Below are 25,322 nucleotides of genomic sequence, written 5' to 3' on the forward strand. Positions count from 1 at the left end.
GACGACGTCCGGGCACGTGTGCCGGGCGTGTGCGGTCTGCGCCTGTTGGCTTGGCGGTACTCGCGAGCCGCGTGCCACAGGTCGTACCACCGTCGCTCCGCATCCTTGTCGAGTTTCCCGTTCGGCAGCAGGACCACGGACAGAAGCTGCTGTACTGGTGGCCACTCGGGATGTTCTCACCCCGCTGCCACCGGCTCAGCTGCTGTTTGGTGATCTGCAGCCCTCGTTGTCTGCCTCGCTGCGCGGCCTGACCGAGCGTCAGCCCCCTGGAGCTCACCAGCTCCTGCAGCTTCTCCCCGAACGTCACAGCCGGGTCGTCGTCGCGCGTCCGGTGGTCACCCGTGTCGCCGGACGATCCCGTGACACTTTCTGCACCGTCCTCGGGCTGCGAAGACGCACCTTGACCGGAGGGCCGTGCGTCGCGCGACGGCGGTTGGGGGTGAACCGTGCCATGGCAAGTCAACTTACTCCAAAGGGGGCACTTTCATGGTCCATTTGTCGGCATTGCATGACGGTGCGTTGTCTGCGGGGGTGCTGCACTGCTCTACAGCGCAACCATCACCGTCAGCGCCCTCGTCGCGGTACTCGCGCCCACTCCGGCCCGTCGCCGGGCGGCACGCGACGTCCTCGGCATCCTGCTACGGCGGCCCCTGATGCTCAGGCGGAACCGGCGGCGTGAGCGGCGCGCCGGTCCCGGACGATGAGGCGCTGCGGAGCGCCGCATGGCGTGAGGGGAGATCCACAAGTGGCCGTGGGTCCCGGTACATCCCTGCGGCCGGCCGGCCGAGAGCGCGTGCGGCGCGGCCTCATGTCCGCCGCTGCGGGCCGTTCGCCGCCCGGATGAACGGCGGGGACGCGTCGTCGGAGCGCTCCGCGGCGACAAGCCGCTCGGCCGGTTACTGAGGCCGACACTGGCCACGAGGGCGGTTGATGGTATGACCTCCGCACGCCGAGGTGGCCACGAGGCCGGTCCTGGACCGTCCTCGTGGCCACCGGGACGACTTCTCAGCGCTGCAGCTGACGCTCCCTCAAAGGGCTTTTTCGGCGTGGCCACTGATCGGGTGACGCCGGTGAGGCCGAGGTGAAGACCGCAACGCACAAGGCCCCCGTGCCGTTGGGGGAGGTGTTCGACGTCTCAACCCACCGGCGCTGGAGCCCTGTTGGTTCCCTATCCTGCCGCACTCGACCTGCCGCACACCTGGTCGAGTGCGTCACCATGCTCATCGTCACCCGTGAGGGTGACCGGCGGTGCAAACTCCCGCCGCACCAGCGCGCGCTCGTCGCTCTGGTGTACCTGCGCCGCCACGACACCCTCGCCCGGATCGCGGCCGGCTTTCGGGATATCCGTCGGCACCGCCCACGCCTACGTCACCACCGTGACCGGCCTGCTCGCCGAACGGGCCCCTGGCCTGCTCAAGACGCTGCGCGAGCACGATCCGGAGTTCGTCCTGCTGGACGGGACCCTCTCCGAGTGCGACCGCGTCGGCGACAGCCGGGCCGACTACTCCGCCAAGAATCGCGGGCACGGAGTGAACGTCCAGGTCGTCACCGCCCCCGCGGAGAGGTGCTGTGGATCTCGCCCGCACTGCCGGGCCGCACCCACGACCTGACCGCAGCCCGGACCTACCGCATCATCCGGATCTGCGAACGCCAGGGCGTCCCCATCCTCGCCGACCGCGCCTACACCGGCGCCGGCCCTGGGTCACCACCGGCCTCAAACACCCACCGGGTGGTGAACTCACCCTCACCCAGCGCACCGTCAACCGGACCCTCGCCCAGGCACGGGCACCGGTCGAACGCGGCATGGCACGGCTGAAGTCCTGGCAGATCTTCCGCAGATCGCGCATCAGCCCCAACCGCATGACCGTCATCACCAAAGCCGTCCTCACCTTGGAGAGGCAACGCTGAAAACGCTCAGTAACTTGCCCGATGTGGCGCACGTGGGCGCCGGCAGTTGTTCCCGTGACGATGGTGAACCAGAGCCGGGGCCCGGGTAGACACGGCGACGTGACCGAAGCTCGTGGGCTCAGCCGAGACCGAGGCTGCTGAGCGCGGTGGTCCAGTCGGTGACAATGGCGTGCTGAGCGGCGGCCAGGGGACCTTTCCGTTGCAGACCGCGGTGTGGAGCTTCGTCTCCACCGGGTCCTTCTTGTTGTTCACACCCGCTCCCGGCTTGTGGCCGGGGTCCGCGGGCTCCACCCACAGGTTGCGGTAGTCGTTGGGATCGCCTCCGAGCTGAAGGCTGATCAGGTGGTCGTACTCCGCGTCCCCGAGGCGTCCGGTGTAGCCGTAGGAGGCGGCGTTCAGCATCTTCTCCTTGCGGGTGACCGACTCCGGCGGCCGGATGTCCCCGGTGTAGCCGCCCTTGCGGCAGATCGTCGACTTCAGATTCGCCTGGGTGACAGCCGGGGAGATCGCACCCGGCGTGCACTTGGTGTCCTCCAGCGGCTCCCCGTTCTCGTAACCGGTAGTGGCAACTGCCGCCGCCGGCTGCTGCTGCACCGTGTACGTCGTCTGCGCCCGGCACCCACCGCGATTTCCTGCCCCGCAGAACCCGTGGGCGTGACGGCACCGACGGCCCGGCCGCTGGGCTCCCCGTTCTTCCCGGATCCCTCCGAGTCGGAGAGCGAACCGGACGAACAGCCGCCAGCAGCAGGCAGGAGAGCAGCACCGACGGCACGGCGCGGCGGATGGAACCCATGGCAACCCCTCACGAAAGGCGTGACACCCGGGCATATACTCCCCCACTCAAGTACCGTCCTACCGCGCAGGGTCGGGCGCGAAGGCGCGGGTGCGCGTCGGGTGTGGAGAGCCGATCCGACGAGGTGTCCTGCGAGGGCCGTCTCCTGCGGCTGGAGGCGATCGCTGTGCGCATTCGGGGTCGTTTGCCGATGGCTACGGAAGTCATCGAGGAGGTGCCCGTGTGATCAACATCGATGAGTTTCGACGTCGTTCGGGCGACGTGCGTTCGTCCAGGTCGCGATGGTCTCGGGTCTGCTCGCCGACTGGAGCATCGATCCCCCAGCCTCCCACCGCTCCACGCTCTGGCCGAAGGCTCCGCGAGGACCTGGACTGCACCATGTACAACTCGCGCTCCACACCGGCCTCGTTCGATGCGGCCAAGGCGCCATCAGCAGGGGTCACGCCGGAGCCGAGGCGTCTCCTTGGGCAGGCACTTCCCTAGGATCGCCCCATACCGGCCAGTAAGTAGTTCAAACGGCTTATAAGATCCCGCTGCACTCGTCCACATCAAGGGGGATTCCTTTGCGCGCACGTCTTGCTGCCTCGGTCGTTGCTGTTGCCCTGGCCGGTGTCTTCTTCAGCGCACCCACTGCTTCGGCGGCGACACTGCCGTCCACCAACACGGCACACCACTGCGTCCACCACACCACCGGGGTGTGCGGCTGGACGCACCATCAAAGGCCGAAGGACAAGTACGAGACGGCGAAGTGCAAGGACGCTTCCCTGTCGTACTCCGGCACTCGCAGGGCACCTGCTCGCACCACCACGGCGTGAGGTACTGGTTCAAGTAGACCGCCTCAACGCAGGTCGCCTCCTCTGTTCCCAGAGAAGGCGACCTGCCCGGGTTCACTGCCAGCCCGATACCCGGGGGCATCCTGGACGTGCAGCCAGACAGCCCGGCCGGCGGGGCGACACGGCATCATCCCGAGCGGACCGCATCAGAGGCACATCAGGCCGCTGTCAGAAGCCCCTGCCAAAGTTGTTCACGTGAACGGCGCGGGACACCCCGAGGCCGGGAACAGGGAGAGGTGCCCGGAGTGGTTGATCGGGGACCAGCGAGCACGCCTCAAGGTCGGGCCCCACAAGGCCCACGCAGGTTCGAATCCTGCCCTCTCCGCCAGAACGTCTCCGGACGCACGCCTCAAGCTTTGCCGATCGGCATCCACGGCTTCTCACAAGTGGCGGGCCCTACGCTCAAGCGGTCAACGACGCAATGAGTGCGGTGGCGGCCTACCGCACAGGCGCCACTTCACCACTGGACGACGAAGACGACGCCCGGCTGATGCTCGGGACCGCCATACTGGCCGCGTCGCACGTCATCGCACACCCGGCTCCGAACCCCACGGCAGTGCCATTACCAGGGGGGTCGCATGCTGCGCGCCGACCGCCCCCTCGGACGCCTCGTAAGGGCCCTGGCCGGGCCGACTCCCCGGTCCTGCCGGCAGCAGACCAAGTCGGCTTCGGGCGCCGCCTCGTTCCCGCACTCGCCGACCGCGTTCCCTCACCATCAGGCGAAGACCGCCCGCCCAGGGACAATGCCGGCGTACCGCGGACATGGCCAAGGCCCACGCAGTCCCGCAGCCTGTGTGACTTACCACCCCCGCGGGTGAGACGACTCCGGATAACCCGGCAGCCCGCCAGGCCGTCCGCTACGAAGATCACAACAAGTTCGTGATCTTCGAGAGGAAGACCTCGTGCGCCTCCCCCGCATCGCGTTGACCACGGCCGCCACCTTCTCCGCGCTCACCGCCCTGCTCGCGCCGGCCACCGCCCACGCCGCCATCGCCCCGCCTGCCGCCGCCCCCGCTTCGCTGCAGCGGCACGCCCCGGGCGACACGATCACCCTGCCCGTCCGCGACGCCCTGGCCGCGCTCATCGTCCAGGACGAGAACCGCACCGGCTACTCCCGCGACAAGTTCAAGCACTGGACCGACGCCGACAAGGACGGCTGCAACACCCGCGCCGAAGTCCTCCTCGAGGAAGCCGTCACAGAGCCGACTATCGGACCGGGCTGCACCCTCACCGGCGGCTCCTGGTACTCGCCCTACGACGACCAGCACTTCGACAGCGCCAAGAAGCTCGACGTCGACCACCTGGTCCCCCTCGCCGAAGCCTGGGACTCCGGCGCCTCCGCCTGGACGCCCAAGCAACGCGAGCTCTACGCCAACGACCTCGACGACAAGCGCGCCCTGATCGCGGTCTCCGCCAAGTCCAACCGCTCCAAGGCCGACCAGGACCCCTCCACCTGGCTGCCCCCGTACGCCGGCTACTGGTGCACCTACCTCACCAACTGGGTCGCCGACAAAACCCGCTACCAGCTCACCATCGACCCTAAAGAACAGACCGCCCTCGCCGAAGGCCTCGCCCGCTGCCCCGACCAGCCCATCACCGTCACCCTCGCCCACTGACGCAGAACATGACCCCAGAAGGCCCGCGCCACCGCCTCAAAGCGCGGGCCTTCGTCATTCCACTCAGGTGCTGGCTGGGGCAGCTCTGTCCTCTACACCGCCGCCAATGCGCCGGAGCCGACAGCGGCACCCACGGACGAGGTCCAGCCCGAAACCGCCGGATAAGCCGCGGACCCTCGGCTGCCCGCATGACCGTGCTCGCCTGTCGTCTTGCGTTGGTCAGCGCTCCCGGACGGAAGCTCCGTAGCGGTCGGTCTGGCGGAGCACCACCACGTCCTGTGCCGGTGCGAGCCATAGCTGGATGAGGTACCACTCGGTGATCTCGTCCGGAGCAAGGTCGATGGCGGTGTCCCGGCCGCGGGCGTGGATGCGCAGCCGGTAGTCGCCGGGGCCGTTGAAAGACAGCACGGGCAACTCTTCGTCGAGATCAGCCATCAGACCTCGCACCATGAGTTCTGCCGATACCGCGTGCAGGGACAGTTCGACGATCTCGTCCCACCCGATGTGCTCCGGCTGGGGTGCATGGGTGTGGAAGGTGACGGTGACGTCGACGTCGCCGGTGTGGATGCCGGTGAGGACCGTCGCAATGCCGTCTTGGACGTGGACGAGACCGTTGTGCCCGCCGGGCAGGTCAGGGCCGGCGGAGCCGTCCTCGTCGCTGATGTGGAACTGGTGGTAGTGCACGGGCACGAGCCCACGCCCTTGCCCGACCTGGTCTCTCGTGGTGTGTCCTGAATGGTCTGCGATCAATTGGCTCACCCACGGGCATCGACAGTGCCGCCGGCAGGCCAGCCCTGTACGTCTACCCTGACGGGTGGCAGGTCCGACCGCGCACCAGGCTCAGCCTGCCCGGCCATCTCCCGGAGTCTTTCGCAGCCCTGATTGCCTGTGTCTGAACCCGCCGCCTTCTAGGCGAGGTCGTGTACGGGCGTTTGAAGACGGCTGCCGAGACGCATCCTTCTGCCATTGCGGCGAGCGTTGGCAGGAAGTGGTGGGGGATGGCCAGGTCGTCCAGAGGACAGAGGGTCCTGCCCGGACACCCCATACGCGAGGAGATACCCCCCGGGCCGCGCCGCGTCGGCCGGTCATGGGCGACGGGCCTCGCCGTAGTTTGCGGCAGCGTGGTGCTGGTCGCCTTCGTCACCGTGGTAGCACCGCGCTACCTGCTGAGCTGGGACGCTCCCTCGACACCCGTCGCAGACCGGGCGAAGGCGGTCAACGACATCCGCACCACGCTGCTGCAGGGCCTGGCGGGCGTAGCCCTGCTGATCGGTGCGTACTTCACCTGGCGGCAGCTGGACGTCAGCCGCCAAGGGCAGATCACCCAGCGCTTCACGGCAGCCGTGGAGCAACTGGGCAGCACCAGCCCGGAAGTACGGATTGGCGCGATCTACGCCCTCGAACGCATCGCCCATGACTCGCCGGACGACCGCGGGCCGATCGCGGAGGTCCTGTGCTCCTTCGTGAAGCGCAACGGACTGGCAGTTCCCCTCAGCGAGCGGCCGGCCCCCCGTGACGAGGCGCACAAAGCGAACTGGCACGTACCCACGGCGGGGAAGAGCCGCTGTCCGTGCGGTCCCTGACCGGCAGGCCGCGATGACGGTGCTTGGCCGCCGGGCGCTGACGCCGCGCCATCAGGTACTGCCACTGGACCGGATGACCTTCGGCGGGCGCGGCTGGCCTTCGCCGACCTGGCCGACGCCGACCTGCACTACTGCGACCTCTCCGACGCAGGCCTGACTAGTGCGGATCTAGGACGTGCGGATCTGACCGGCATCTGGCTGGCCGGCGCCGTGCTCATCAACGCCAACCTGCACCAGGCCGACCTGCGGACTGCGGTCTTGTGGCATGCCCGGCTCGATGGGTCGGACCTGAGCGCGACGGACCTGACCGGGGCCGATCTGACGGGTGCGGTGGTCATAGGCGCGCGGTTCGAACTGGCCGATCTGCGCGGCGCTGACCTGACGGGTACCGACCTGGCTATGGCCAGCCTGACAGGCGCAGTGTGTGACGCCCACAACGATCTGGCCAGCAGGATTTGACGCCGCAGCCGCTGGCGTCGTCACGGCCCCGGACGACGCGCCACCGCTGCGGCCGCAGTCGTCCCACGACCTGCCCCGGTGAGAGCCGCGAGGTAGCCGGCCCAGCTGTCCTGGGCCAAAGCCCCCACTGCGTGGCGGTGTTCCTGTGGATTCCGAACAGGTCACACATGATGATCGGCGGAAGTTCACCGGCCATGCCGACAGGGCTGTGTTCCGGGCTGCGAGGGTGGGCAGATCGTGCTTCGCAAGCTGCGCCGCCAGACCTCCAGGGCTTCGCGGCGGCCAGCGAGACGGCTCGGGAGGAGCAGCTCCAGGTGCTCGCTGTCGGGCAGGGACCCCACAGCCGAGCGTCTCCGGCCCTCAAAGAGCGTTTTGTCCTGGCAAGGATGTTTGTAACTGGCGCGATGCCAGCCGCTTGGGGTGGCCCGTGCTGGCGTGTGAGGATCCGCCTGTGGAGTGTGATGTGTGCGGGCGGTCGATGTGGCGGTGGCCGTGCCACCGACGGCCTGGGAAGAGGAGATCTGGTCCTGTTCCTGGTGCCATGCGGCCACCCATGTGGGCGGCGAGTGGTTCGAGATTTCGCGACCGCCGTATCTACCATGGGGATGCGCTGGAGGGTTGCGTCTGAGAAGTGGTGTACCGGTTCCCACCTGATCCGGGCGTTTGCCCTGGCGTCGGAGTGAGTGTCCGGATACAAGAACGGCCACCGGCTGATCTCGAGATGTCGAAGGCTCGAAGGAGATCAGCACGATGACCGCACCTGACAGTGTGCCCCTGCACACCCTCGCGGAAGACGCCCTCGCCGCGGCGAGTCCCGATCTGCTGCGCGCGATGGTCAAGACGATCGCCGACGCACTCATGTCCGCCGAGGCCGACGCGCTCTGCAACGCCGAATACGGCAGGTCAGCGATGAGACAGTCAACCACCGCAACGGCTATCGCCCACGCGAGTGGAACACCCGGGCCGGCACCGTCGAACTGGCCATCCCCAAGCTCCGCAGCGGCAGTTACTTCCCTCACTGGCTCCTTGAGCGCCGCCGACGGGCCGAGCAGGCCCTCATCAGCGTGGTTGCCACCGCATTGGCTCGGTGTCGGTAAGAAGGCCATGCTCGGACGGTACGTTGTACCTCTGACAGCGTCCCGCCTCGGTCTCCCCTCGCGCCGCCGCCGACCGACCCGACACCCTCGGCGTCGTCGGCGTCGCGACGGCAAGCCGGGCCTCGATGCTGGTGATGCGTATGACGTCAGCCTCTTCGCTCCGTTCGATACGGTCGCCTCGCCGGGCGCCCCGCTCTACCTCCTCAGCGGCCTCGACCGCAGCGACCGGTCGGCCACCTGGCGTCCGAGCGTCGAGCAGCCGTATCGATCGTCTGCCGGGCGGAGGTTCATGCCTCGGGGAGCCGGTCGAGGAAGCCGAGGACGGAGGTGATCCGCCCGTCCTCGGCGAGGGTGACCACGTCCGAGCCGGCGACCGGCGCCGAGCCGTCGGCGGTGGACACCAGCTCCCAGCCGAAGCGGCGATGTGATGGTTGCCGTCCACCTCACCGCCAGCCTGAACTCAAAGCCGGGGAACTGCTCCTGGCGGCCCGGATCACCGCGGCGACCTCCTCGTGGCCGCGCACGTCGGCCAGCGGGTCGGTGTAGGTGCCGTCCTCGGTCCAGGCCGCGGCAACCGCCTTGGCGAGCGCGTCGGCGTCGGTGCGTTCCACGCCTCGAAGTAACGGACGACGGCGGCAGCGTAGATCGACATGGCGAAACTCCCCTTTAGGCGAAGTGGCACAGTAATGAAGTCAGTCGGCCCGGGCCCCGGACCGGAGTGCGCCGGCCCGGAACCCGATGACTCCACCTTGCGGCCCCCGCCCGGCCACGCGATTACCCCCCAGGTAATAGCCCCCGTCCCACCGAAACAACCCTCGATCGATTTGCCATCGCTGTTGGCTCGAACGGCTATAAACTCCGGCTGCACTTGCTCCACATCAGGGGGATTCCGTTGCGCGCACGTCTTGCTGTGCCGGCCGTCGCTGTTGGCCTGGCCGGCGTCTTCTTCGGTGCATCGGCTGCTTCGGCGGCGACGCTGCCGTCCACCAGCACGGCCCACCAGACCACCGGGGTGTGTGGCTGGAGGCACCGTCAAAGGCCGAAGGGCAAGTACGAGACGGCGAAGTGCGAGGATGTCTCCCTGTTGTACTCGCGGTACTCGCAGGGCTCCTGCTCGCACCTCCACGGCGTGAGGTACTGGTTCAAGTGGATCACCTCACGGCAGGTCACCTCCATGGCGCCCTGGGACGGCGACCTGCCTGGACTCACCGGCGGCCCGATAGCGGGGGCATGCTGGACTTCCGGGGAACAGCCGCGGTCAGCGGGGCAACGCGGTGGTCCCGAGTCCGATGCGCAGGGCTCGTCCGCCTGACCACTGGCTGACGGCCGCGTGAGTCGGAAACCAGTCACCACACGAGGAGATCGTTCTGTGTCCCGATGGTCCACCGCCCTGACCCGGGCCGGCGTCAGCGATGAGGGCATGCGGCGGGACTACGACGTCCAGCGCAAGCTCGTACGGAGGTATCGCCGTGAGGAGTACCTTGCGGCTCGCCTGCTGCTTCCGGCCGAACTTCGCCCGTATGTCCTGGCCGCAGTTGCCTTCATGCATGAAACGGACCGCCGAATCGACCTTGGAGACCTCAGTGCTCGGCACGAGGCTCTTCGCTCCTGGAACGGTGAGGTCGGGGCGGTCCTGGACGGCGCGGAAACCGAGCAGGGCACACTGCGGGCCCTGGATGACACAGTGCGGCGCCATCCGCAGATGGCCGGGCGTGTGCGCGATTTCCTGGACGGAGCTCCCGTCGAGGCCGCCTGGCGCGGTTTCGAGAGCGAGGCCGAGTTGCAGACGTATGTGGACTGCTACTCGATGCCGGCCCTGATGCTCACCGCCTGCCTCATCGGCCCGCTCCCGGGGCTGAACCGTACGAGGCGTTCGAGAGGGGCTGCCGTCGGCTCATCGAGGCGATGCAGCGCACCGACTTCCTGGCCGACTTGCCCGAGGACCTGCGTCAAGGGCACATCGGCATTCCCCGGGACGAGCTGCTGCGTCATGGTCTGGACGTTGAGGATCTTCGTGAACGGCCCGAGGCGTGCCTGCCTGCGATGGAGAGGGTGGTGAACGCCCAAGCGGCTCTTGCTGAGCAAGTGTTCTCGCAGCACGAGGGCTGCCGGCACTCGTGGAGCCGCAGTATCGCTCGTTCCTGCGTGCTCTGATAGCCGTCCAGGAAGTGCGCCTTCAGGCGGTCAAGGCCGCGGCGGCTCTGTTCTCAAGAGCGGGGCGAGCCCGGCCGCTTCGACGACTTTGAAGATCCTCTGGAAGGAGTACCGGGCGTTCAGGAAGTATCAGCGCTGAAGGTGCGGAAAGGGTGCATGGTCCCGTGCACCAGCTGACCCTGACGGCACCGATCGTGTAGTGGGACGCTGGGGTGGGGAGGGTCTTGTCAGTCCATCCCCACAATGGTGCGGAGAACGCGGATCACGCCTCTCCGCTTCTTCTCCGGCAGTGACCGGCCGGTAATTCCTGAGTTCGCGCAAGTCGGCGTCCTCTTGTGCGGGAGGCGTCTTCGTTGCAGGCGTCCTGGCTCGCCGGGCAGAGGCACGTCAGGCGGGTGTCAGAGGCCCCTGTCAAGGTTGTTCACGTGACCGGCGCGGGGTACCCCGGGGCCGGGAGCAGGGAGAGGTGCCCGGAGTGGTTGATCGGGGACCAGCGAGCATGTCTCACGGTCGGGCCTCACAAGGCCCACGCAGGTTCGAATCCTGCCCTCTCCGCCAGAACGTTTCCGGATACGTCCCTCAGAAAATTCGCGCGACCGCCGGCTGGATCGAGACCGCGGCCGCGACCGGGCAGGTCGTCCTGGACGAACAGCTCGCCCGGCTGCTGCGGGGCCGGTAGCCGTGGGGGCGGGTCTGCCCGCCGGTCGCCGTCCGCTTCACCCGCTCGTGCTTCCAGGCCGTGATCATGGCTCGATCAACGCCCACTGCTGGTCGGACAAGTCGCTCGGATACGCCGCTCGCTCCATGCCCCGCATCCCAGCATGTCCATGGCTATCGGCGAGCCCACCCCGGCGATCAGTGCTCCGAGCGAGCGATCACCAACCGAGAGAGAAGAGGCATGACGACCCATTAGCGGGCTGGAATCGGCACGGCCGACGGCCGCCACTCTCGCCTGATCAACCCGAACACCCACGAGTCGGACACCTCGCCGTTCACGACGCAGTCCTCCCGCAACGTCCCTTCACGCACGAATCCGATCTTCTCCAGGACCCGGGCAGACGCCACGTTGCGCGTATCGGTCTCAGCCTGAACTCGATTCAGGTCCAGTGTGTCGAATGCCCACTGCAGCAAGGCGTGCGCAGCCTCCGTCGCGTAGCCGTGACCCCACATCGCATCGTCGAGACAGTAGCCCAACGATGCACTGCGGTAGTCCGGGTTCCATCCCGTCAGACCGCACCAGCCGACGAAGGCCCCGTCAGAAGCACGGTCGATGACCACCCGCGCCCCGGTGCCTTCGTCCGCCATCTTCCGGCAAGCCGTGATGAAGCGCTCGGCGCGCCCCTGTTCGTTCCACGGTGGGGAGTCCCAGTAGCGCAGCACGTAGGTGCTGCTGTGCAGCGCGAAGAGAGCGTCCGCGTCGACGTCGTTGAAGGGTCGCAGTCGCAGGCGAGCAGTGTGCAGTACGGGAGTGGCCAAAGTCATGCGCACCATGTTGCGTCCTCATGGGGCGGGCCGAACACCGAATATTCGATCCCGGTCCGGTCCCTTCAACCAGCACCCCGACCAGTCGTTCCGGGTCCGCGAACTGCACGAACTCCTCGGCATGCCCACCGACGACCCCGCCATGAACGTCACCCGCAGCCGCCTCGGACGCCTCACCCGCCAAGGCTTCCTCACTCAACCCGGCCGAGGCCGCTGCCAGAAGCGGACCTAACGACCTCTAAGAAGTGAACGCCCATCCGCCCGCCTGTGTCGGCCCCCTCGCCCTGACGTGCACCGGACTCCCGAGTTGAACGCGTTCAAAAGAAGGGCTACGCTGATGTCGAGCGAAGCCGAGGGGGTTCGATGAAGGTAGTGCTGCCCGGGGGAACCGGACAGGTGGGCACGATTCTCGACCGTGCGCTGACGGCGGCCGGCCACGAGGTCACGGTAGTGACCCGACGTCCTGTACGGGCGCATGACATCGGATGGGACGGGGCCACGCTCGGCCGCTGGGCCGCGGCGATCGACGGCTGCGACGTCGTGATCAACCTGGCCGGGCGCAGCGTCTCCTGCCGTTACACCGCCGAGAACCTGCAAGCCATGATGGACTCCCGGGTGGATTCGGCGCGGGTGCTCGGCGAGGCGATCGCCGCCGCCGCGCGGCCACCGCGCGTCTGGCTGCAGATGAGTACGGCCACGGTCTACGCCCACCGCTTCGACGCGGCACACGACGAGGCGACCGGAGTGATCGGCGGCTCGGAGGCCGGGGTGCCGGACTACTGGGCGTACAGCGTCGAGATCGCGCAGAACTGGGAGCGCACGCAGGCCCAGGCGCCGACTCCCGCGACCCGCAAGGTGGCGCTGCGCTCGGCGATGGTCATGAGCCCGGATCGGGGCGGTGTGTTCGACGTACTGTCGCGGCTGGCGCGACTCGGGCTGGGCGGTCCGGTGGCCGGCGGCGCGCAGTACGTCTCCTGGATCCATGACGAGGACTTCGTGCGAGCGGTGGAGTTCCTCATCGCCCGGGACGACCTCGAGGGGGCGGTGAACCTCGCCTCGCCCGGCCCCCTTCCGCACCGCGACTTCATGCGGGCGCTGCGCACGGCCTGGGGCGTCCCGGTGGGGCTGCCGGCGACGCGCTGGATGGCCGAGCTGGGGGCGTTCGCGCTGCGCTCGGACACGGAACTGCTGCTCAAGAGCCGTCGGGTGGTGCCGGGCCGGCTGCGCGCAGCCGGGTTCACTTTCGCGCATCCCGAGTGGGAGAGGGCCGCTACGTCCCTCGTACAGCGGGCCAGGCTGGTTCGCGCGACCTCGAGGCGGGCCCGTGAATCGAGCCACGCTGCGCAGACCACCACAAGAAGCGGACCAGAGCCTTTGTGAGGGAGTCATTTCGAAGCGACTTCGGGAGTCATTCCGGGGCGGGCATCGCGATCAATGGCAGTGACTTTTCATGTCACTTGGGCACTGCGGAGCTACTCCCTCCGGTTCCAGGCTTCTCTGAACCAGACCATCGCTCTGGCTTGCAGGAGTCGCCTCGGATCGGCTCTTGCTGCCGTGAGCAGGGGGCTCTTGACCCTCACGTGGCGTCAGGCTGCATAGTCGGTGCCGTGGAGGATCACTGGACCGTGGGACGCGTGGCCGAGCTGGCCGGCGTGAGCGTCCGCACGCTGCATCACTATGACGAGATCGGGCTCGTTCGGCCGTCGGCGCGGACCGCGGCCGGGTACCGGGCCTATTCGGCGGACGACGTGGAGCGGCTGCGGGAGGTGCTGGCCTATCGGCGGTTGGGCTTCGGGCTGCGGGAGGTTGCGGAACTGGTCGGCGACCCGTCCACCGACGCGGTCGCACACCTGCGCCGCCTGCGCGGCCTGCTGCTGGAGCGGCGTGATCGCGCTGACGCCATGGTGGCGGCCATCGACAGGGAACTTGCGGCACGGGCGAAGGGACTGATAGTGACTCCGGAGGAGCAACTGGAGGTGCTCGGTGCACGGTTGTACGACGCGATCGGCGGCGCTTACACCGCGACACGGCGTACCGAGCCGCGGATCGCCGCGCAGATCTGGGACGCGCTCGGCGACGCGCAGACGGTGCTGAACGTCGGGGCCGGCACCGGCTCCTACGAGCCTGCTGATCGCGACGTGACCGCGGTGGAGCCATCGGCGGTCATGCGAGGGCAGCGGCCTGCCGGCTCGGCGCCGTGCGTGGCCGCCGCCGCGGAGAGCCTGCCGTTCGAGGACCAGTCCTTCGACGTCGCGATGGCCATCTCCACCATTCACCACTGGGAGGACCCGATAGCGGGGCTGCGCGAGATGCGGCGCGCGGCCCGCCGCGTGGTGGTGCTCACGTTCGACACCGACGAACCCGGATGGCAGGACCGGTTCTGGCTCACCCGCGACTACCTGCCCGAGTTCGCCGCCGTCCTCGCAGAATTTCCCTCCCTTGCCGGGATGGCCGACGCGATCGGCGCCCGCGCTGAGCCGGTGCCCATCCCGTGGGACTGCGCTGACGGCCTGTTCGAGGCGTACTGGCGCCGACCCGGGGCGTATCTGGAAGATCACGTGCGCCGTGCGATGTCGGTGTGGACGAGGGTCGGGCCGGAGGCCGAGCAGCGCGCGGTGCGAAGCCTCAGCGACGACCTCGACTCCGGCCGGTGGGCCAAACGCAACAGCGACCTCGCCGACCTCGACGCGGCAGATCTCGGCCTCCGCCTGCTCATAACCTGACCCGCATCGCAGGTTCAGCGTCATGGCGGCTCCTGGACAGCCCGCTTGGAGGCCGGGCTGACCGACTGCGCTACTACGCCAAGCCCGGGGTGCTCGCCGGGATCGTGGAGAAGGCCGACCGGCCCTACGAGAGCCTGTCCGAGGACGGTGCCTATGCGATCGGCATGACGCCCCGGCGCTCATCGGGAGGGCAGGACTGATGGCCGTCACGGACGTGCGGACCGGCGAGTAGAGCGAGACAGCTGGTCCCAGGCCCAGCCCAGCCACAGGTGCACGTGCCCGAAGGCGGACGCTGTGCTCGATCCGCCGTTTCAGCTGCTCCATACGGTGACATCAAGCTTCATGATCCCATTGGCGGAGGGGAACGTGATCTCCTTGATCTTGGCTGCCACCACGGCGTCCTTATCTGTGCGGATGCAGAAGGTGGCGCCCTTCCTGACTCCCGCAGCTCGATTCGACAACCCGCTGTTGTCGTCCAGTTCGAAAGTGGTGATGCCGCCGCCGCTCGCTTGCCTGCATGCCTCGGCAGTGACTGTTTCGTCCGGCTGCAGGACTGCGGCGCCGGACGCCGACAAGAACTCCACAGTCGGCTCTCCCCGGTCGTTCGTGCCCATGTCGTACCGCGCCTTTGTCGGCCTCGGTCATGGACTCGAATTCGTCCGCTGCGATCCGGCGGGTCACCGGTTCGCCCGAGCTCCCGCTTCGACCTCAGCCCCTGCCAGTCTGCTGCGTCGGTTGCTGTCGCGTCCTACGTCGCTGCGCAGGAAGCCCACCCCTGCTGAGAGTCCGGCGGAGACGAGAGCCAGCAATGCCACAGGGACACGAAAATCCGGCGACGTCAGCCCGGCAGCTCCGGAGATGCCGGCGAGCACTGCAGCGGGAAAACCCAGCGCGACCTCGATGACAAGCCAAAAGCGCAGCCGTAGTTCGGCACGGCGTTCTTGAAGCGGAGCATCAGATGCGGGTGGCGACCAGTTCGTGCAGCGACAGCCCCTCACCGAGGTTCGCGTCCAGGGACAGCACCCGGCCGTGGACCGTGCGGCGCCGCCAGATCGGCACCAGCTGCCGGTGCAGCGCACGCGCCTGCGCCTTCAGTGCCCCGAGCGCAGTCGAGGACAGTTGCCCGGTCTGCCACAGGGGATCGCACCAGCTGCCGAGCAAAACGGTGGACACCGCTTCCCGCCAGCGCTCGCTTCGTGGGACGACGAGGACATTCGCAGCCAGGAATTCATCCACTGCCAGGCTGGGCAGTTGGGAGCTGCCGCTGATCCAGCCGCGGGTCTGCACCGCGTGTACCAACCCCGGGATGTGGGGCCGCCCGCCCCATACCCATCCCTCTTCCTGGGCCTTCTTCGGCAGCGCCGACCGGACCCTGGCGAAAGAACAATCCGTAGCCCCTCCGGACCTCTTGCTGTAACTGTTATTGTTACAGCAGGGGGTGAAGGACGTGAGCGCGAACAGCAGGATGACGGTCGCCGTCCATGTGCTGACCTGGATGGCCCTGGTGCACGGCCGCGGACGTGACGTGGTCACGTCGGACCAGATCGCCACGAGCGTGGCCACCAACCCCGTAGTGATCCGGCGCAGCCTCGCCGAGCTGAGGAAGGCGGGCCTGGTGACGGTCCGCCACGGTGCCGGGGCCGGCTGGACGCTGGCTCGCGAGCCTGAGTCCATCGCGCTGCTCGACGTCTACCGCGCGGTGCACGCCGAGCCCCTGTTCGCCCTGCACCACGGCGAACCGAACCAGGCATGCCCCGTCGGCCGCGGCATCCAGCCCGCGCTGCGCCGCATCTACGTCGACACGGAGGAGGCCGTCCGGCGACAGCTCGCGGGGGTCTCGATCGCGAACGTCCTGCGGGACACCCTGGCCGCCCGCTCCGACTGAAGCGCCAGCAAGGCCGGTCGGGGCTCATCCTTGCGCATAGCTGTAACAGGACCTGTTTCATTGACTTGATCACCAAGGGGCGCCGAACGGCCCGTGATCCGATGTACGGAGGCGAAACGCCATGCGAGCGATCGAGTACCAGCGCCACGGCGGCTACGAGGAACTGCGGCTCGTGGACCGTCCCGCCGAACCGGCCACCGGCCACCGGGCGTCGATTCGGCTCTCCTATGCCGAGGTAAGCCCGGCCGACAACACCATTAGGGCAGGACGGATGGACCCCTCCCTGCACCAGACGCCTCCGCACATACCCGGCGGCGGCGCGGTGGGACGGATCAGCGACCCCGGGGCGACCGGCTTGGCGGAGGGAGCGCGCGTCGTGGTCGGCGGCGGCGGACTCGGCTGGCGCACCGACGGCACCTGGCGCGAGCAACTGACCGCGGACGCCCGCCAGCTGATACCGATCCCCGACGGGGTGAGCGACGAGGCCGCCTGCGCGCTGTTCGCCGGTGCCGGATACAGCACCGCCTACCTCGTCCTGACCCGACTTGCCGGGCTGAAGGCCGGCGGCACCGTCCTGGCGCCAGGCATCGGTGGCTCCGTCGGCATGGGCACCGTGGAGGTGGCCCGCGAACTCGGCGCATCCCTGACCGTTTCCACCGCAAGCCGCACCGATAAAGCCGAAGCCGCCCGCGCCGCCGGCCACGAGCACGTCATCGACCTGTCCCGCGAATCCCTGACCAACGGCGTCGCGCGCATCACCGACGGCAGGGGCGTGGACATCGTGGTCGACGGCGTCGCCGGTCCGCTGCTCGGTCCCTGCATCGCCTCGCTCGCACACGGCGGCGTCTACGTCGGTGTCGGGTACTCCGGTGGCACCGAAGGCACGGTGAACATCACCGATCTGATGTGGAAGAACGCCACAGCCTACGGCTACACGTTCACCATGACTCCGCCGGACGTCGCCCGCGCCGCCCGCGTGACCCTGCTGGACTGGCTGCGCACGGGCCGCATCACCCCTGCCATCGCCCGCGTGTTCCCGCTGGAACAGGCCGCCGAAGCGCAGCGCCATCTGATCGAGGACCGGCCCTTCGGACGCGTCCTGCTCACCATGGCCCGCTGAACCCGGGCCGAACCAGCAAGAGGAGCTACGACATGCAGCCCCGCAAAGCCTCCACAGCCGATATTCCGGAACTGATCCGGTTGCGCGCCGTCGCGCTGGAGAGCCTGGGCACCGACCCCGGACCCGCCGACACACCATGGCGGCGGATCGCCCGCGACTGGTTCGACGAGCGCATCAACCACCGCGACGACTGCGTCTGCCTCGTCGTCGGCGGCGACCCCGGCCAACCCCTCCTCGCCTGCGGCATGGCCTGGGTCACCTACCATCTGCCCGGTTCGCGCTGGCCCGACGGACGCCGCGGCTACCTCGACGGCATCGTCACCGACACCCCGGCCCGCGGCCGCGGCCACGCACGCCGCATCGTCAACGAACTGGTCGACTGGCTCCAGCAAGCAGGCATCCACTACATGCAACTGCACGCCAGCCAGGCCGGAAAACCGGTCTACGAAGCCGCGGGCTTCGTCACCAGCCGCTACCCGGGCATGGACCTGATCACGGCACCGCCCACCAGGTGATCCCTCATGGCATCCGCAAGGCACCCACGAAAGCCAGTCAGTCTTCGAACCCGTCCTTCTTCGAACCCGTCCTTGGTTCGCGTCCGCCGGCGCCCTGCCGCCGAAGCCGTCACCAGCACAGACATCTCCGTCCACCGTCCCCATCCACGGGAAGCGACTTCGCCACAGGCGTCCTAGCACGCCGGGCACAAGCACGTCAGGCCGGTGTCAGAGACCCCTGCCAAAGTTGTTCACGCGACCGGCGCCCAACACCCCGAGGCCAGGAACAGGGACAGGTACCCGGAGTGGTCGTCCGGGGACCAGTAAGCACGCCTCACGGTCGGACCCCACAACGCCCACGCACGTTCGAATCCTGTCCTCTCCCCCAGAACACTTCCAGACGCACGCCTCAAGTGTGCCGATCGGCGTCCACGGCTTCTTAAAACCGTGTCCTACGTGGTGAGGCGGACGAGTCGCTTGTAGCAGCAGAGAGCGGCGGCGAGTCCGAGGAAGGCCAGGTAATTACGAGGATTGCGTTCGTAGCGTGGGCTGAGACGTCGGTAGCCGGAGAGCCAGGACATCGTCCGCTCGATGACCCATCGGCGGCGCCCTAATCGTGCGCTGGACTCGATGCCTTTGCGGGCGATGCGTACTCCGAATGCGTTTCCATCGAAGCCATCTGCGCAGGTCAGCTCGGTCGTAATCTTTGTCTGCAGGTAGGCGCTGGGGCTTGAAGTGTCGGCCGCGGTGCGGGTCGTGTCTCGTTTGGTGACCCGTCACCATGGGCTTCAGTCCTTCGCTGTCGTGTGTGTTGCCGGCTGAGAAGCCGTATCTCAACCGAACGTGATCGTTTGATTTCTGCTGGTCAGGCATGGTTTTGCACGCCCTGAGGCAGGGATGCGGCGTCCTGTGTCCGCTTGGTGGCTGAGGGGTGCGCGGTGGCGTCGGTGCTGGGAATGCTGGAGGAGCGGGAGACGGCTGCCCGGGTGCGGGTGGAGGGTCTTCGGGAAGAAGTCGCGCGGCTGGCCGGCGTGTTGGAGGCCGCGGAGATCGAGCTGGACCGGCGGGTGATCGCGCGGGAGGAGCTGGTCGAGGCCCTGGCTGTCTCCGCGGCCGAGTCCACTGCCATGACCGAGTCCGAGGCGGAGCAGGAGACAGCGCCCTCGCCTGTGCCGGGCTCGACGGTGCCGCCCTGGCGGGACGGGTTGCCGGTGACGGTGCTGACACCGGACTACCAGCGGATCCTGGGTGTGCTGGAGGAGCGGCCCTCAGCGGGTCAGGGATCGCTGAAGGCCAGGGAGATCGCGGTGCAGCTGGGTCTGGAGACGACGCCGGCGAAGGTCGAGGGGGTGCGCTCGAAGGCCAGGCGCCTGGCGGAACGCGGGCGGCTCGTGCAGGAGACGTCGGGGATGTTCAGCGCCGGCCGGCGGCCCGTGCCTTTGCCAGACGCCGGCCCGTCCGCGTGATCATCGACCACCGGATCATCGCCTCGCTGGTGGCGGGCAGAGTTTCGTAATCGCGGGCCAGGCGGCGGGAGTTCATCAACCATGCGAATGTGCGCTCTGCCACCCAGCGTCTCGGCAGCACCACGAACCCCTTCATGTCGTCGGTGCGCTTGACGATCTCCAGCGTGAGGGCGAGTTTCTGCCGGCACCAGTCGACCAGGTCGCCGGTGTAACCGCCGTCGGCCCAGACCAGGGTGATGTCACGGTGCAGTCGGCGCACTCGCCCCAGCAGGCCCGTCGCGGCGTCCCGGTCGCCGATGTTCGCGGCGGTGACCACGACGACCAGCAGCAGACCGAGTGTGTCGGTCACGATGTGCCGCTTGCGTCCGGGTACCTTCTTCCCGCCGTCGTAGCCGCGTGAGGCGGCCGGCACCGTCGCGGCGGCCCGCACCGACTGCGCGTCGATGATCCCCGCCGTGGGCTCGGCCTCACGGCCTTCGCGCTCCCTGACCCGTCCGCGCAGCCGGTCGTGGAACTCTGTGATCAGCCCGTGCTCGCGCCAGCGGCGGAAGAAGGCGTAGACCCGGCTCCAATCGGGGAAGTCTGCGGGCATCGCCCGCCAGGAGATCCCGCCCGCGACCAGGTAGCGGATTGCATCCAGCATCTGGCGGTGGCAGTAGCCCTCGGGCTGTCCGCCCCGCCCCTGGAGCCATGCCGGCACCGGCAGCAACGGCCGGATGGCCGCCCACTCCGCATCCGTCATGTCCGACGGATACCGGCGCACCCGATCGGGGTGATCGGCCGCGTTGCCGTACACGTGCGCGAGACAATCGCACGACACGGCAGGCGAGTTGAAGCGGACGGGATCGGGCGCGTACAACAACGACAACAGGGCCTCCGGGAACCGCTCGGAACGGGGTCGCACCCCCGAGCTACCAGGAGGCCCTGCCTCCATGCACCTACCGCCGGAAGTTCACTCAACCAAGACCCTGTTCGACCCACACGTTCCAAGGTCGGTTGAGACGGCTTCTGACAACCACCCAGGGGGTTTGAAATGGCTGTTCCATGGGAGCTCTTGATATCCACCGTAGGCGGTGTCACGGCCACCATCGTGGGCGTCGTTGCAGGCGGGGTCATTGGGCGGCGCAGCGAGAATCGAAAGTGGCTTCAGGAGACACAGACGTCCGCCTACGAGAGGTTCCTGCAGGCTTTCGGCGCCGTCGAGACGGAGCTGCGTGAGGCGTTCCTCGAACGGCGCAGACCTGCAGTCGCATGGGGACCGTTCAATGCCTCGATCCAGTCGCTGAGCTTGGTGGCGAATCCCGAGGCGGCCGCAGCAGCTCTCCAGCTCTGCGATGTCATCGAGGATTTCACCATCCTCTTCCACGATCGTCAGCCAGCGGATCTTGAGGAGCTCCGACCGATCCACACCGCCTTGGACCAGGGGCACTTGAAGTTCGTCAATGCGACCCGACGCTCACTCCATCCCTCGCAGGAACGTCTCACCCAGACACTCGGCGGCCCGTCGCCCTGGCGTGGCGTCGCCTTCGTGGACCAAGGCGACGGCGCCGGCGAGGCTGAATAGCACAATGAGTCTCTTCATCGGTGCTTCTCCAGGGTGAGGACGGCCTTGCTCACCGCCGGAAGATCACTCAACCAGCACCCCTGTTCGACCTGCACGTTCCAAGATCGGTTGAGATACGGCTTCTAAGCAGCCTGTCCCAGGAGCGGCCGTCAGCTGCGCGGCACTCCAGGGCAATCCCCACATTCGCAGGGTCCCCATGATGGAACCCCAGCCCAGCGCACAGGTCGAGGACCGTACCTGGCGCAGGGATGTTCCATACGACAGGCTGTGGCAGCCACTCATCGCTGTGCTTCGATCGCCGCAGACCTCGGACATCAGTGCCGGACACGGTGACGCGAGCTGTCTCCAAAGCGGCACCGCCAGTCTGGCGGATTTTGATCATGGCGAACCACTCGCCATAGTCTTCCTTCACTGCAGACTCGACCTCGAACTTCGGGCCAGTTTCCTCATGTTGGGCCCGTTGCTCGGCGTCGAACTGCACACGGGCGAGAGTCAGGGCCTGCTTCGCAGTCTCGTTTGCCTCAGCAGACACCGTATTGGCGGGGTGTGTCAATTTAACGGCTGATCTTGGTTGTTGAAGGTCAGTTGTTGCTCGGGGTCAGACGGCCCTCGAAGGCGATCTGGAACGCGTTCAGGGGTGCCTTCCAGCGCATGGTCCACCGCTTGCGGCCCTTGCCCGCCGGGTCCAGGCTCATCAGCGCCATGTAGATGCACTTGAGGGCGGCGGCCTCGTTGGGGAAGTGTCCGCGGGCGCGGACGGCCTTGCGGATGCGGGCGTTGACGCTCTCGATGGCGTTCGTGCTGCAGATGACCTTGCGGATCTCGACGTCGAAGGAGAGGAAGGGCACGAACTCGGCCCAGGCGTCCGACCACAGGCGGTCGTGACTAAAGATCGGGGACGCCGCCACGAAGCGCAGCCCGCAACTACTTCAGACAGGCCGGTTTCTAACCGCCTTCAGCAACTGAGCAGCAAGCATCGGCAGCAAGAGGCGCGCGACAAGTACATCGGGCGTTCGATCGTGGCCAGCGCGAGCCTAGCCACATTGATCTTGTTTTTGGCCAATGTATACAGGATGGAGGAGGCTGCGAAGCCACCGTTCTCATGGCTGTGGCTCATCCTTCCCATCGCTGTCATCGTCATCACCTCCGTTGTCATCGCTGTACGCGTTTCAGACCGGAGAGCCGCATATGAGCAGCAGGAGATCGACGAGCGAATCGAGCAAGAAGCAGTTGCTGCGGAGGCAGACAAACATTTCTCATCTGGTCTGCGATTCAACCGATCACTCTTGAAGCGGTATCACGACCTGTCGACTGAGCAAGCGCGCGCTTGCCCACTACGTGATGATCGCCACCGCTTCGCTCCTGATCGGCGGCACCGTGGCAGCTGTGGTGGCCCCAAGCAAGACGGCAAGCGTGACCATCGGCGCATTGGCTGGCCTGGCCTCTGCGTTGAGCGGATACATCTCCTCAACCTTGATCAAAAGTTACCAAGTGGCCGTCCAGCAGGCGCAGGTGTACTTCCGAGAGCCGCTCGCGGGTGGTTATCTGCTCTCCGCTGAGCGTCTCGTTTCCGACCTTCCCGACGCATCGACCCAGGCTCAGGCCACACAGCATGTGATCAGCGGACTGGTTCAAGCAGCTGTCGGGGTGGCGCAAAGTGCACCTGGTTCAGCCCCGGACGACGCTGCTGGGACCACAAACGTTGGCCCCCAGCAGGATCCCCCTAAGGGATAAGCCTGGCCGCGCTGCCCGGCTGCCTGGCTGCCCGGCTGCCCGGCTGCCCGGGGTCACCCTCCCGAGCGTCTGGCCCCAGCCATACCCGCTGCCTGGAGCCGGAGTTATGTGCTCCATTCGGCGGTATTGCGGTTACGGAGAGCGCGATGGGGCGTTGAACGTGTATGAGCGGAAGTCACAGACGGAAGCGGTCAGGGTCGCGAGCGTTCGAGCAGGTGCAAGCGCAGTTGGCTCGTGCGGCTGCCGCGATGGCCGTAGGGAAGAAGTCACCGCGGCAGGGAGTCGAAGAAACGGTTAGCCCGGCCGGCGCGAAGCCAGACAGCGGCCGCGGCTGAGGCGACGCCGGCACGCGAAACACGCCACACCACCAACCAGCACCCACCACGGCGCGCCCCGACCGGGCAAGAGCCGATGCTGCGCCCCGCCCGGCCGCGCCTGGACGGCGGTGAGCACGGGCGTACCGGGCAGTTACCAGCAGCGCGACACCTGCCCACACATACCCGAAGGATGAGCTGTCCTGGGTCGGGCACCGGCAGGGCAGAGCCGGTGCCGGAGAGGTGCGGCCCGATCGGGCCGGCTGCTTTGTGTCGGTGCGGCCCCTTAGCCTCGGGGCACGGGAGATGCGGTCAAGCCGGAAACGCTGCGTTCCGCCATAGCCAGCGCCGTCGCCGAGTTGAAGTCGTACGAAGTCCCGGACGAGTGCGTGCGTCTGGGACTGGCGCCAGGAGATGAGGGCGACGCATTCAAGAGCAAGCACCGCTACGTCATGCATCGGCTGCGGCCGCTGGCGGTACCAGAGCTGACCGCCGTCGCACGAAAGGTCCTCGACGAGTACGAGGCGCCCGAGCTGGAGCAGATCCTCGCGTCGTTGGGTATGACGGGCGTCGACGGAGAGTTCAAGAACCTGATCTTTGCCGCTAACGGCCCCAAGCCTGAGATCGTTCTGCGCGACGCGGTCAACAACCGCCTCGACATCGTCCGCAACGCCCAGTACTGCCTGACCTACACCCGGCCTCTCGGCGCCGCCGGCCTGTCCTGGGCGGAGCTCGTGAGCTGGTGGCAGGAGACAAACCCGGCCGTGTCCGGTGATCAGGCTGCCGCATCCGCTGGTCATTTGCCCAAGGCTCTCGTGGGACAACTCCCTGGACAGCCAATGTCGAACTCGTCCCGTACGGCCCGTCCTGGGCCAGCCAGAGACTCATGGGGAGTTCACGCGATGAGCCGACTTCAGATCCTGTCCCTGCTGCTCGCCCTGTCCACCGCTACGAACATCGGTTTTGCCGCAGGGGTCCTCACCCATCGCACTGGCACCGGCGTCCCCCAGGCGATCCTCGCCGGGGCGGGCGCGGCCGCAACCGCTCTGGCCATCTACTTCGCCGCGGTCGCCGCATACGCGTGACCGCAGCCGAACGGGCTCGTTCCTCGAGGTACGCGGAGCGCGGACGGCTGCCGCTCCGCCAGCCACGGATGCCCAGGGTGCACACGCTCCAACCACCGACTCAGGGCGTCCCGCCGTGCCCGGCCCCACAGCGGCAGTACCCCGCCGAAGTCCGCCTGGTCCTTGGGTCGCGGCGCCTTTGCTTTGTACAGCAGTACCAACTCCGGTACTAGATACGGGATCCCGTCTGCCGTCCGCTCAATGATCGCGCCATACGGCAGCCGAAGAGTTTCGTCCCGCCGGCAGATCCATGTCAGACCCTCGTGCGGCTCACGGAAGACGTCGAACAGGTACTGACCGCTCGCCGGATCCCGCACCCAGGTCTGATGCGTTGCCGCCAGCACCTTAGCCCCTGCACCCGCCCAGACCCGACCCGAACCCACCGCGTCAAACACGTACTCGGGGAAGCGGTCCCGAATCTCCGAGAACCTGGTAGCGGGCACCGCGATCTCCAGATCGCCATGCGGCCGCGACTGCCCGCCGCGGAACAGATCCAGCGCCCATCCCGCTGCAATGCACCAGGGCGCGCCGACTCCCACCAACCGCTCCGCGACCTCTTCCGGGCGCCAGGCATCCGCCCATCGGGCATCCAGCTCGTCCGCATCGAGCACAACACCGCCGGGCGGCAGGGATCCGGTCATCAGCACAAACTACCGCTGAGTCCGGTCAGGGCGGAGTCACCCACGGCACCTCTGTGGCCAGGTATCACTGTGACTGGCCAACTATCGCCGCGAGTCACAATGGCAGTGACGTTCAGCGATAGTTGGCCATACGCTTCAGGGACACGATGGTCGAGCCATCCGTATGGTTTCGGGGCGCCCAAGGGTGCCGGGGCGATCCTCGCGGCACGACCGTGCGGCTCGTGTCGATAGAGGGCGAGGGCGGGCACGTTGCGGAGGCTGTCCAAAATGGCGGCCCGGTGGTCGCGGGGGTGGGCGCCGTTGTCCCCCACTCCGTGATTGAGGCGATGCGC

The 25,322-nt window shown here is 67.6% G+C and carries 23 protein-coding genes and 10 pseudogenes; 21 read left to right on the forward strand and 12 right to left on the reverse strand.

Annotated features, from left to right (window positions below; all coding sequences use genetic code 11):
* Nucleotides 1-1,160: 1,160 nt before the first annotated feature.
* Nucleotides 1,161-1,908 (forward strand): annotated as a pseudogene (locus CRP49_RS36290) (transposase family protein).
* Nucleotides 1,909-1,914: 6 nt separating this feature from the next.
* On the opposite strand, the gene CRP49_RS36295 reads toward CRP49_RS36290, so the two are convergent.
* On the reverse strand, nt 1,915-2,502 hold the full coding sequence (locus CRP49_RS36295) for a hypothetical protein (RefSeq protein WP_257033727.1): 588 nt from the start codon (nt 2,500-2,502) through the stop codon (nt 1,915-1,917).
* A 402-nt stretch (nt 2,503-2,904) separates the two neighbouring features.
* On the reverse strand, nt 2,905-3,081 hold the full coding sequence (locus CRP49_RS49325) for a nucleotidyltransferase domain-containing protein (protein WP_373560414.1): 177 nt from the start codon (nt 3,079-3,081) through the stop codon (nt 2,905-2,907).
* Nucleotides 3,082-3,264: 183 nt separating this feature from the next.
* Between CRP49_RS49325 and CRP49_RS36300 the strand changes: the two genes are divergently transcribed.
* From CRP49_RS36300 to CRP49_RS36305, 3 genes and pseudogenes are all read left to right on the forward strand, one after another.
* Nucleotides 3,265-3,516 carry a hypothetical protein gene (locus tag CRP49_RS36300; RefSeq protein WP_257033728.1) on the forward strand — a complete coding sequence of 84 codons (252 nt, stop codon included), beginning with the start codon at nt 3,265-3,267 and terminating at the stop codon, nt 3,514-3,516.
* Between the two features lie 248 nt (nt 3,517-3,764).
* Nucleotides 3,765-3,862 (forward strand): annotated as a pseudogene (locus CRP49_RS47150).
* 574 nt (nt 3,863-4,436) lie between these two features.
* Complete coding sequence (locus CRP49_RS36305) at nt 4,437-5,150, forward strand: HNH endonuclease family protein (protein ID WP_373560415.1); 714 nt, start codon at nt 4,437-4,439, stop codon at nt 5,148-5,150.
* Nucleotides 5,151-5,369: 219 nt separating this feature from the next.
* Here the strand turns inward: CRP49_RS36305 and CRP49_RS48415 are convergent, their stop codons facing one another.
* Nucleotides 5,370-5,840 (reverse strand): hypothetical protein, encoded by a 471-nt coding sequence (locus CRP49_RS48415; protein WP_257033633.1) that lies wholly within the window; start codon nt 5,838-5,840, stop codon nt 5,370-5,372.
* A gap of 431 nt (nt 5,841-6,271) precedes the next feature.
* Between CRP49_RS48415 and CRP49_RS36315 the strand changes: the two genes are divergently transcribed.
* The 4 genes and pseudogenes from CRP49_RS36315 to CRP49_RS49330 all read left to right on the forward strand — a co-directional run bounded on the left by CRP49_RS36315 (nt 6,272) and on the right by CRP49_RS49330 (nt 8,620).
* Nucleotides 6,272-6,733, forward strand: coding sequence for a hypothetical protein (locus tag CRP49_RS36315; RefSeq protein ID WP_097257737.1), 462 nt, complete (start codon nt 6,272-6,274; stop codon nt 6,731-6,733).
* Between the two features lie 87 nt (nt 6,734-6,820).
* Nucleotides 6,821-7,192, forward strand: a pseudogene (locus CRP49_RS36325) (pentapeptide repeat-containing protein); the annotation flags it as partial.
* Between the two features lie 750 nt (nt 7,193-7,942).
* Nucleotides 7,943-8,271: pseudogene (locus CRP49_RS36330) on the forward strand (transposase); the annotation flags it as partial.
* Nucleotides 8,272-8,296: 25 nt separating this feature from the next.
* The gene (locus tag CRP49_RS49330; RefSeq protein WP_220378252.1) at nt 8,297-8,620 is read left to right on the forward strand and encodes a DUF5701 family protein; all 324 of its coding nucleotides are present in this window, start codon (nt 8,297-8,299) and stop codon (nt 8,618-8,620) included.
* On the opposite strand, the pseudogene CRP49_RS36335 reads toward CRP49_RS49330, so the two are convergent.
* Nucleotides 8,577-8,941, reverse strand: a pseudogene (locus CRP49_RS36335) (nuclear transport factor 2 family protein). The gene CRP49_RS49330 and the pseudogene CRP49_RS36335 overlap by 44 nt on opposite strands.
* Before the next feature lie 768 nt (nt 8,942-9,709).
* On the opposite strand from CRP49_RS36335, the pseudogene CRP49_RS48420 reads away from it, so the two are divergent.
* The 4 genes and pseudogenes from CRP49_RS48420 to CRP49_RS49335 all read left to right on the forward strand — a co-directional run.
* Nucleotides 9,710-10,123: pseudogene (locus tag CRP49_RS48420) on the forward strand (squalene/phytoene synthase family protein); the annotation flags it as partial.
* A 71-nt stretch (nt 10,124-10,194) separates the two neighbouring features.
* The gene (locus CRP49_RS48425) at nt 10,195-10,443 is read left to right on the forward strand and encodes a squalene/phytoene synthase family protein (protein WP_257033729.1); all 249 of its coding nucleotides are present in this window, start codon (nt 10,195-10,197) and stop codon (nt 10,441-10,443) included.
* A gap of 460 nt (nt 10,444-10,903) precedes the next feature.
* A pseudogene (locus CRP49_RS47155) lies at nt 10,904-11,001 on the forward strand.
* 49 nt (nt 11,002-11,050) lie between these two features.
* Nucleotides 11,051-11,122: a hypothetical protein gene (locus tag CRP49_RS49335; RefSeq protein WP_373560437.1), complete on the forward strand. Its 72-nt coding sequence runs from the start codon at nt 11,051-11,053 to the stop codon at nt 11,120-11,122.
* 20 nt (nt 11,123-11,142) lie between these two features.
* On the opposite strand, the pseudogene CRP49_RS48430 reads toward CRP49_RS49335, so the two are convergent.
* Both CRP49_RS48430 and CRP49_RS36345 read right to left on the reverse strand, forming a co-directional pair.
* A pseudogene (locus CRP49_RS48430) lies at nt 11,143-11,249 on the reverse strand (IS5/IS1182 family transposase); the annotation flags it as partial.
* 103 nt (nt 11,250-11,352) lie between these two features.
* Nucleotides 11,353-11,925: a GNAT family N-acetyltransferase gene (locus CRP49_RS36345; RefSeq protein WP_097257732.1), complete on the reverse strand. Its 573-nt coding sequence runs from the start codon at nt 11,923-11,925 to the stop codon at nt 11,353-11,355.
* A gap of 363 nt (nt 11,926-12,288) precedes the next feature.
* Between CRP49_RS36345 and CRP49_RS36355 the strand changes: the two genes are divergently transcribed.
* The gene (locus CRP49_RS36355) at nt 12,289-13,305 is read left to right on the forward strand and encodes a TIGR01777 family oxidoreductase (protein WP_097257095.1); all 1,017 of its coding nucleotides are present in this window, start codon (nt 12,289-12,291) and stop codon (nt 13,303-13,305) included.
* Between the two features lie 245 nt (nt 13,306-13,550).
* Nucleotides 13,551-14,648, forward strand: a complete 1,098-nt coding sequence (locus tag CRP49_RS36360; protein ID WP_179851939.1) for a MerR family transcriptional regulator — start codon at nt 13,551-13,553, stop codon at nt 14,646-14,648.
* A gap of 311 nt (nt 14,649-14,959) precedes the next feature.
* On the opposite strand, the gene CRP49_RS36365 is transcribed toward CRP49_RS36360, so the two are convergent.
* Both CRP49_RS36365 and CRP49_RS36370 read right to left on the reverse strand, forming a co-directional pair.
* Nucleotides 14,960-15,262 carry a hypothetical protein gene (locus CRP49_RS36365; RefSeq protein WP_097257093.1) on the reverse strand — a complete coding sequence of 101 codons (303 nt, stop codon included), beginning with the start codon at nt 15,260-15,262 and terminating at the stop codon, nt 14,960-14,962.
* 340 nt (nt 15,263-15,602) lie between these two features.
* Nucleotides 15,603-15,821 (reverse strand): hypothetical protein, encoded by a 219-nt coding sequence (locus CRP49_RS36370; protein WP_143670071.1) that lies wholly within the window; start codon nt 15,819-15,821, stop codon nt 15,603-15,605.
* Between the two features lie 274 nt (nt 15,822-16,095).
* Here CRP49_RS36370 and CRP49_RS36375 point away from each other — a divergent pair, with 274 nt between their 5' ends.
* The 3 genes from CRP49_RS36375 (at nt 16,096) to CRP49_RS36385 (ending at nt 18,168) form a co-directional block, all read left to right on the forward strand.
* Nucleotides 16,096-16,533 (forward strand): Rrf2 family transcriptional regulator, encoded by a 438-nt coding sequence (locus tag CRP49_RS36375; RefSeq protein ID WP_097259204.1) that lies wholly within the window; start codon nt 16,096-16,098, stop codon nt 16,531-16,533.
* A gap of 121 nt (nt 16,534-16,654) precedes the next feature.
* Entirely contained in the window at nt 16,655-17,653 is a 999-nt protein-coding gene (locus CRP49_RS36380) for a zinc-binding dehydrogenase (protein ID WP_097257741.1), read from the forward strand.
* 32 nt (nt 17,654-17,685) lie between these two features.
* Nucleotides 17,686-18,168, forward strand: a complete 483-nt coding sequence (locus tag CRP49_RS36385) for a GNAT family N-acetyltransferase (RefSeq protein ID WP_097257742.1) — start codon at nt 17,686-17,688, stop codon at nt 18,166-18,168.
* 431 nt (nt 18,169-18,599) lie between these two features.
* On the opposite strand, the pseudogene CRP49_RS36390 reads toward CRP49_RS36385, so the two are convergent.
* Nucleotides 18,600-18,975: pseudogene (locus tag CRP49_RS36390) on the reverse strand (transposase); the annotation flags it as partial.
* Nucleotides 18,976-19,103: 128 nt separating this feature from the next.
* On the opposite strand from CRP49_RS36390, the gene CRP49_RS36395 reads away from it, so the two are divergent.
* Nucleotides 19,104-19,613 (forward strand): hypothetical protein, encoded by a 510-nt coding sequence (locus tag CRP49_RS36395; protein ID WP_097259206.1) that lies wholly within the window; start codon nt 19,104-19,106, stop codon nt 19,611-19,613.
* Here CRP49_RS36395 and CRP49_RS36400 read toward each other — a convergent pair.
* On the reverse strand, nt 19,561-20,409 hold the full coding sequence (locus CRP49_RS36400) for an IS5 family transposase (RefSeq protein ID WP_257033730.1): 849 nt from the start codon (nt 20,407-20,409) through the stop codon (nt 19,561-19,563). The two genes, CRP49_RS36395 and CRP49_RS36400, sit on opposite strands and share 53 nt — an antisense overlap.
* A gap of 237 nt (nt 20,410-20,646) precedes the next feature.
* On the opposite strand from CRP49_RS36400, the gene CRP49_RS36405 reads away from it, so the two are divergent.
* Nucleotides 20,647-21,177: a hypothetical protein gene (locus CRP49_RS36405; RefSeq protein WP_097257743.1), complete on the forward strand. Its 531-nt coding sequence runs from the start codon at nt 20,647-20,649 to the stop codon at nt 21,175-21,177.
* 581 nt (nt 21,178-21,758) lie between these two features.
* On the opposite strand, the pseudogene CRP49_RS36410 reads toward CRP49_RS36405, so the two are convergent.
* Nucleotides 21,759-22,055: pseudogene (locus CRP49_RS36410) on the reverse strand (transposase); the annotation flags it as partial.
* A gap of 463 nt (nt 22,056-22,518) precedes the next feature.
* Here CRP49_RS36410 and CRP49_RS46600 point away from each other — a divergent pair.
* Nucleotides 22,519-22,911 carry a hypothetical protein gene (locus CRP49_RS46600; RefSeq protein WP_143670072.1) on the forward strand — a complete coding sequence of 131 codons (393 nt, stop codon included), beginning with the start codon at nt 22,519-22,521 and terminating at the stop codon, nt 22,909-22,911.
* A 673-nt stretch (nt 22,912-23,584) separates the two neighbouring features.
* Nucleotides 23,585-24,310, forward strand: a complete 726-nt coding sequence (locus CRP49_RS36415) for a hypothetical protein (protein WP_143670073.1) — start codon at nt 23,585-23,587, stop codon at nt 24,308-24,310.
* Here the strand turns inward: CRP49_RS36415 and CRP49_RS36420 are convergent.
* A complete protein-coding gene (locus CRP49_RS36420) occupies nt 24,280-24,990 on the reverse strand; it encodes a nucleotidyltransferase domain-containing protein (protein ID WP_257033731.1) in 711 nt (236 codons plus the stop codon). The two genes, CRP49_RS36415 and CRP49_RS36420, sit on opposite strands and share 31 nt — an antisense overlap.
* Nucleotides 24,991-25,322 lie beyond the last annotated feature (332 nt).

Origin of the sequence: Streptomyces sp. Ag109_G2-15 (assembly GCF_900215565.1) — a bacterium.
GTDB classification, from domain to species: Bacteria; Actinomycetota; Actinomycetes; order Streptomycetales; family Streptomycetaceae; genus Streptomyces; species Streptomyces diastatochromogenes.

Excerpts from the sequence above, each read along its gene's own strand:
- CRP49_RS36395 (WP_097259206.1), top strand. The coding sequence starts at position 19,104 with ATGCTGGAGGAGCGGGAGACGGCTGCCCGGGTGCGGGTGGAGGGTCTT.
- CRP49_RS49325 (WP_373560414.1), bottom strand. The coding sequence starts at position 3,081 with ATGGTGCAGTCCAGGTCCTCGCGGAGCCTTCGGCCAGAGCGTGGAGCG.
- CRP49_RS46600 (WP_143670072.1), top strand. The coding sequence starts at position 22,519 with ATGATCGCCACCGCTTCGCTCCTGATCGGCGGCACCGTGGCAGCTGTG.
- CRP49_RS36355 (WP_097257095.1), top strand. The coding sequence starts at position 12,289 with ATGAAGGTAGTGCTGCCCGGGGGAACCGGACAGGTGGGCACGATTCTC.
- CRP49_RS49330 (WP_220378252.1), top strand. The coding sequence starts at position 8,297 with ATGCTCGGACGGTACGTTGTACCTCTGACAGCGTCCCGCCTCGGTCTC.
- CRP49_RS36380 (WP_097257741.1), top strand. The coding sequence starts at position 16,655 with ATGCGAGCGATCGAGTACCAGCGCCACGGCGGCTACGAGGAACTGCGG.
- CRP49_RS36385 (WP_097257742.1), top strand. The coding sequence starts at position 17,686 with ATGCAGCCCCGCAAAGCCTCCACAGCCGATATTCCGGAACTGATCCGG.
- CRP49_RS36345 (WP_097257732.1), bottom strand. The coding sequence starts at position 11,925 with ATGACTTTGGCCACTCCCGTACTGCACACTGCTCGCCTGCGACTGCGA.
- CRP49_RS48425 (WP_257033729.1), top strand. The coding sequence starts at position 10,195 with ATGCAGCGCACCGACTTCCTGGCCGACTTGCCCGAGGACCTGCGTCAA.
- CRP49_RS36405 (WP_097257743.1), top strand. The coding sequence starts at position 20,647 with ATGGCTGTTCCATGGGAGCTCTTGATATCCACCGTAGGCGGTGTCACG.
- CRP49_RS36420 (WP_257033731.1), bottom strand. The coding sequence starts at position 24,990 with ATGACCGGATCCCTGCCGCCCGGCGGTGTTGTGCTCGATGCGGACGAG.
- CRP49_RS36365 (WP_097257093.1), bottom strand. The coding sequence starts at position 15,262 with ATGGGCACGAACGACCGGGGAGAGCCGACTGTGGAGTTCTTGTCGGCG.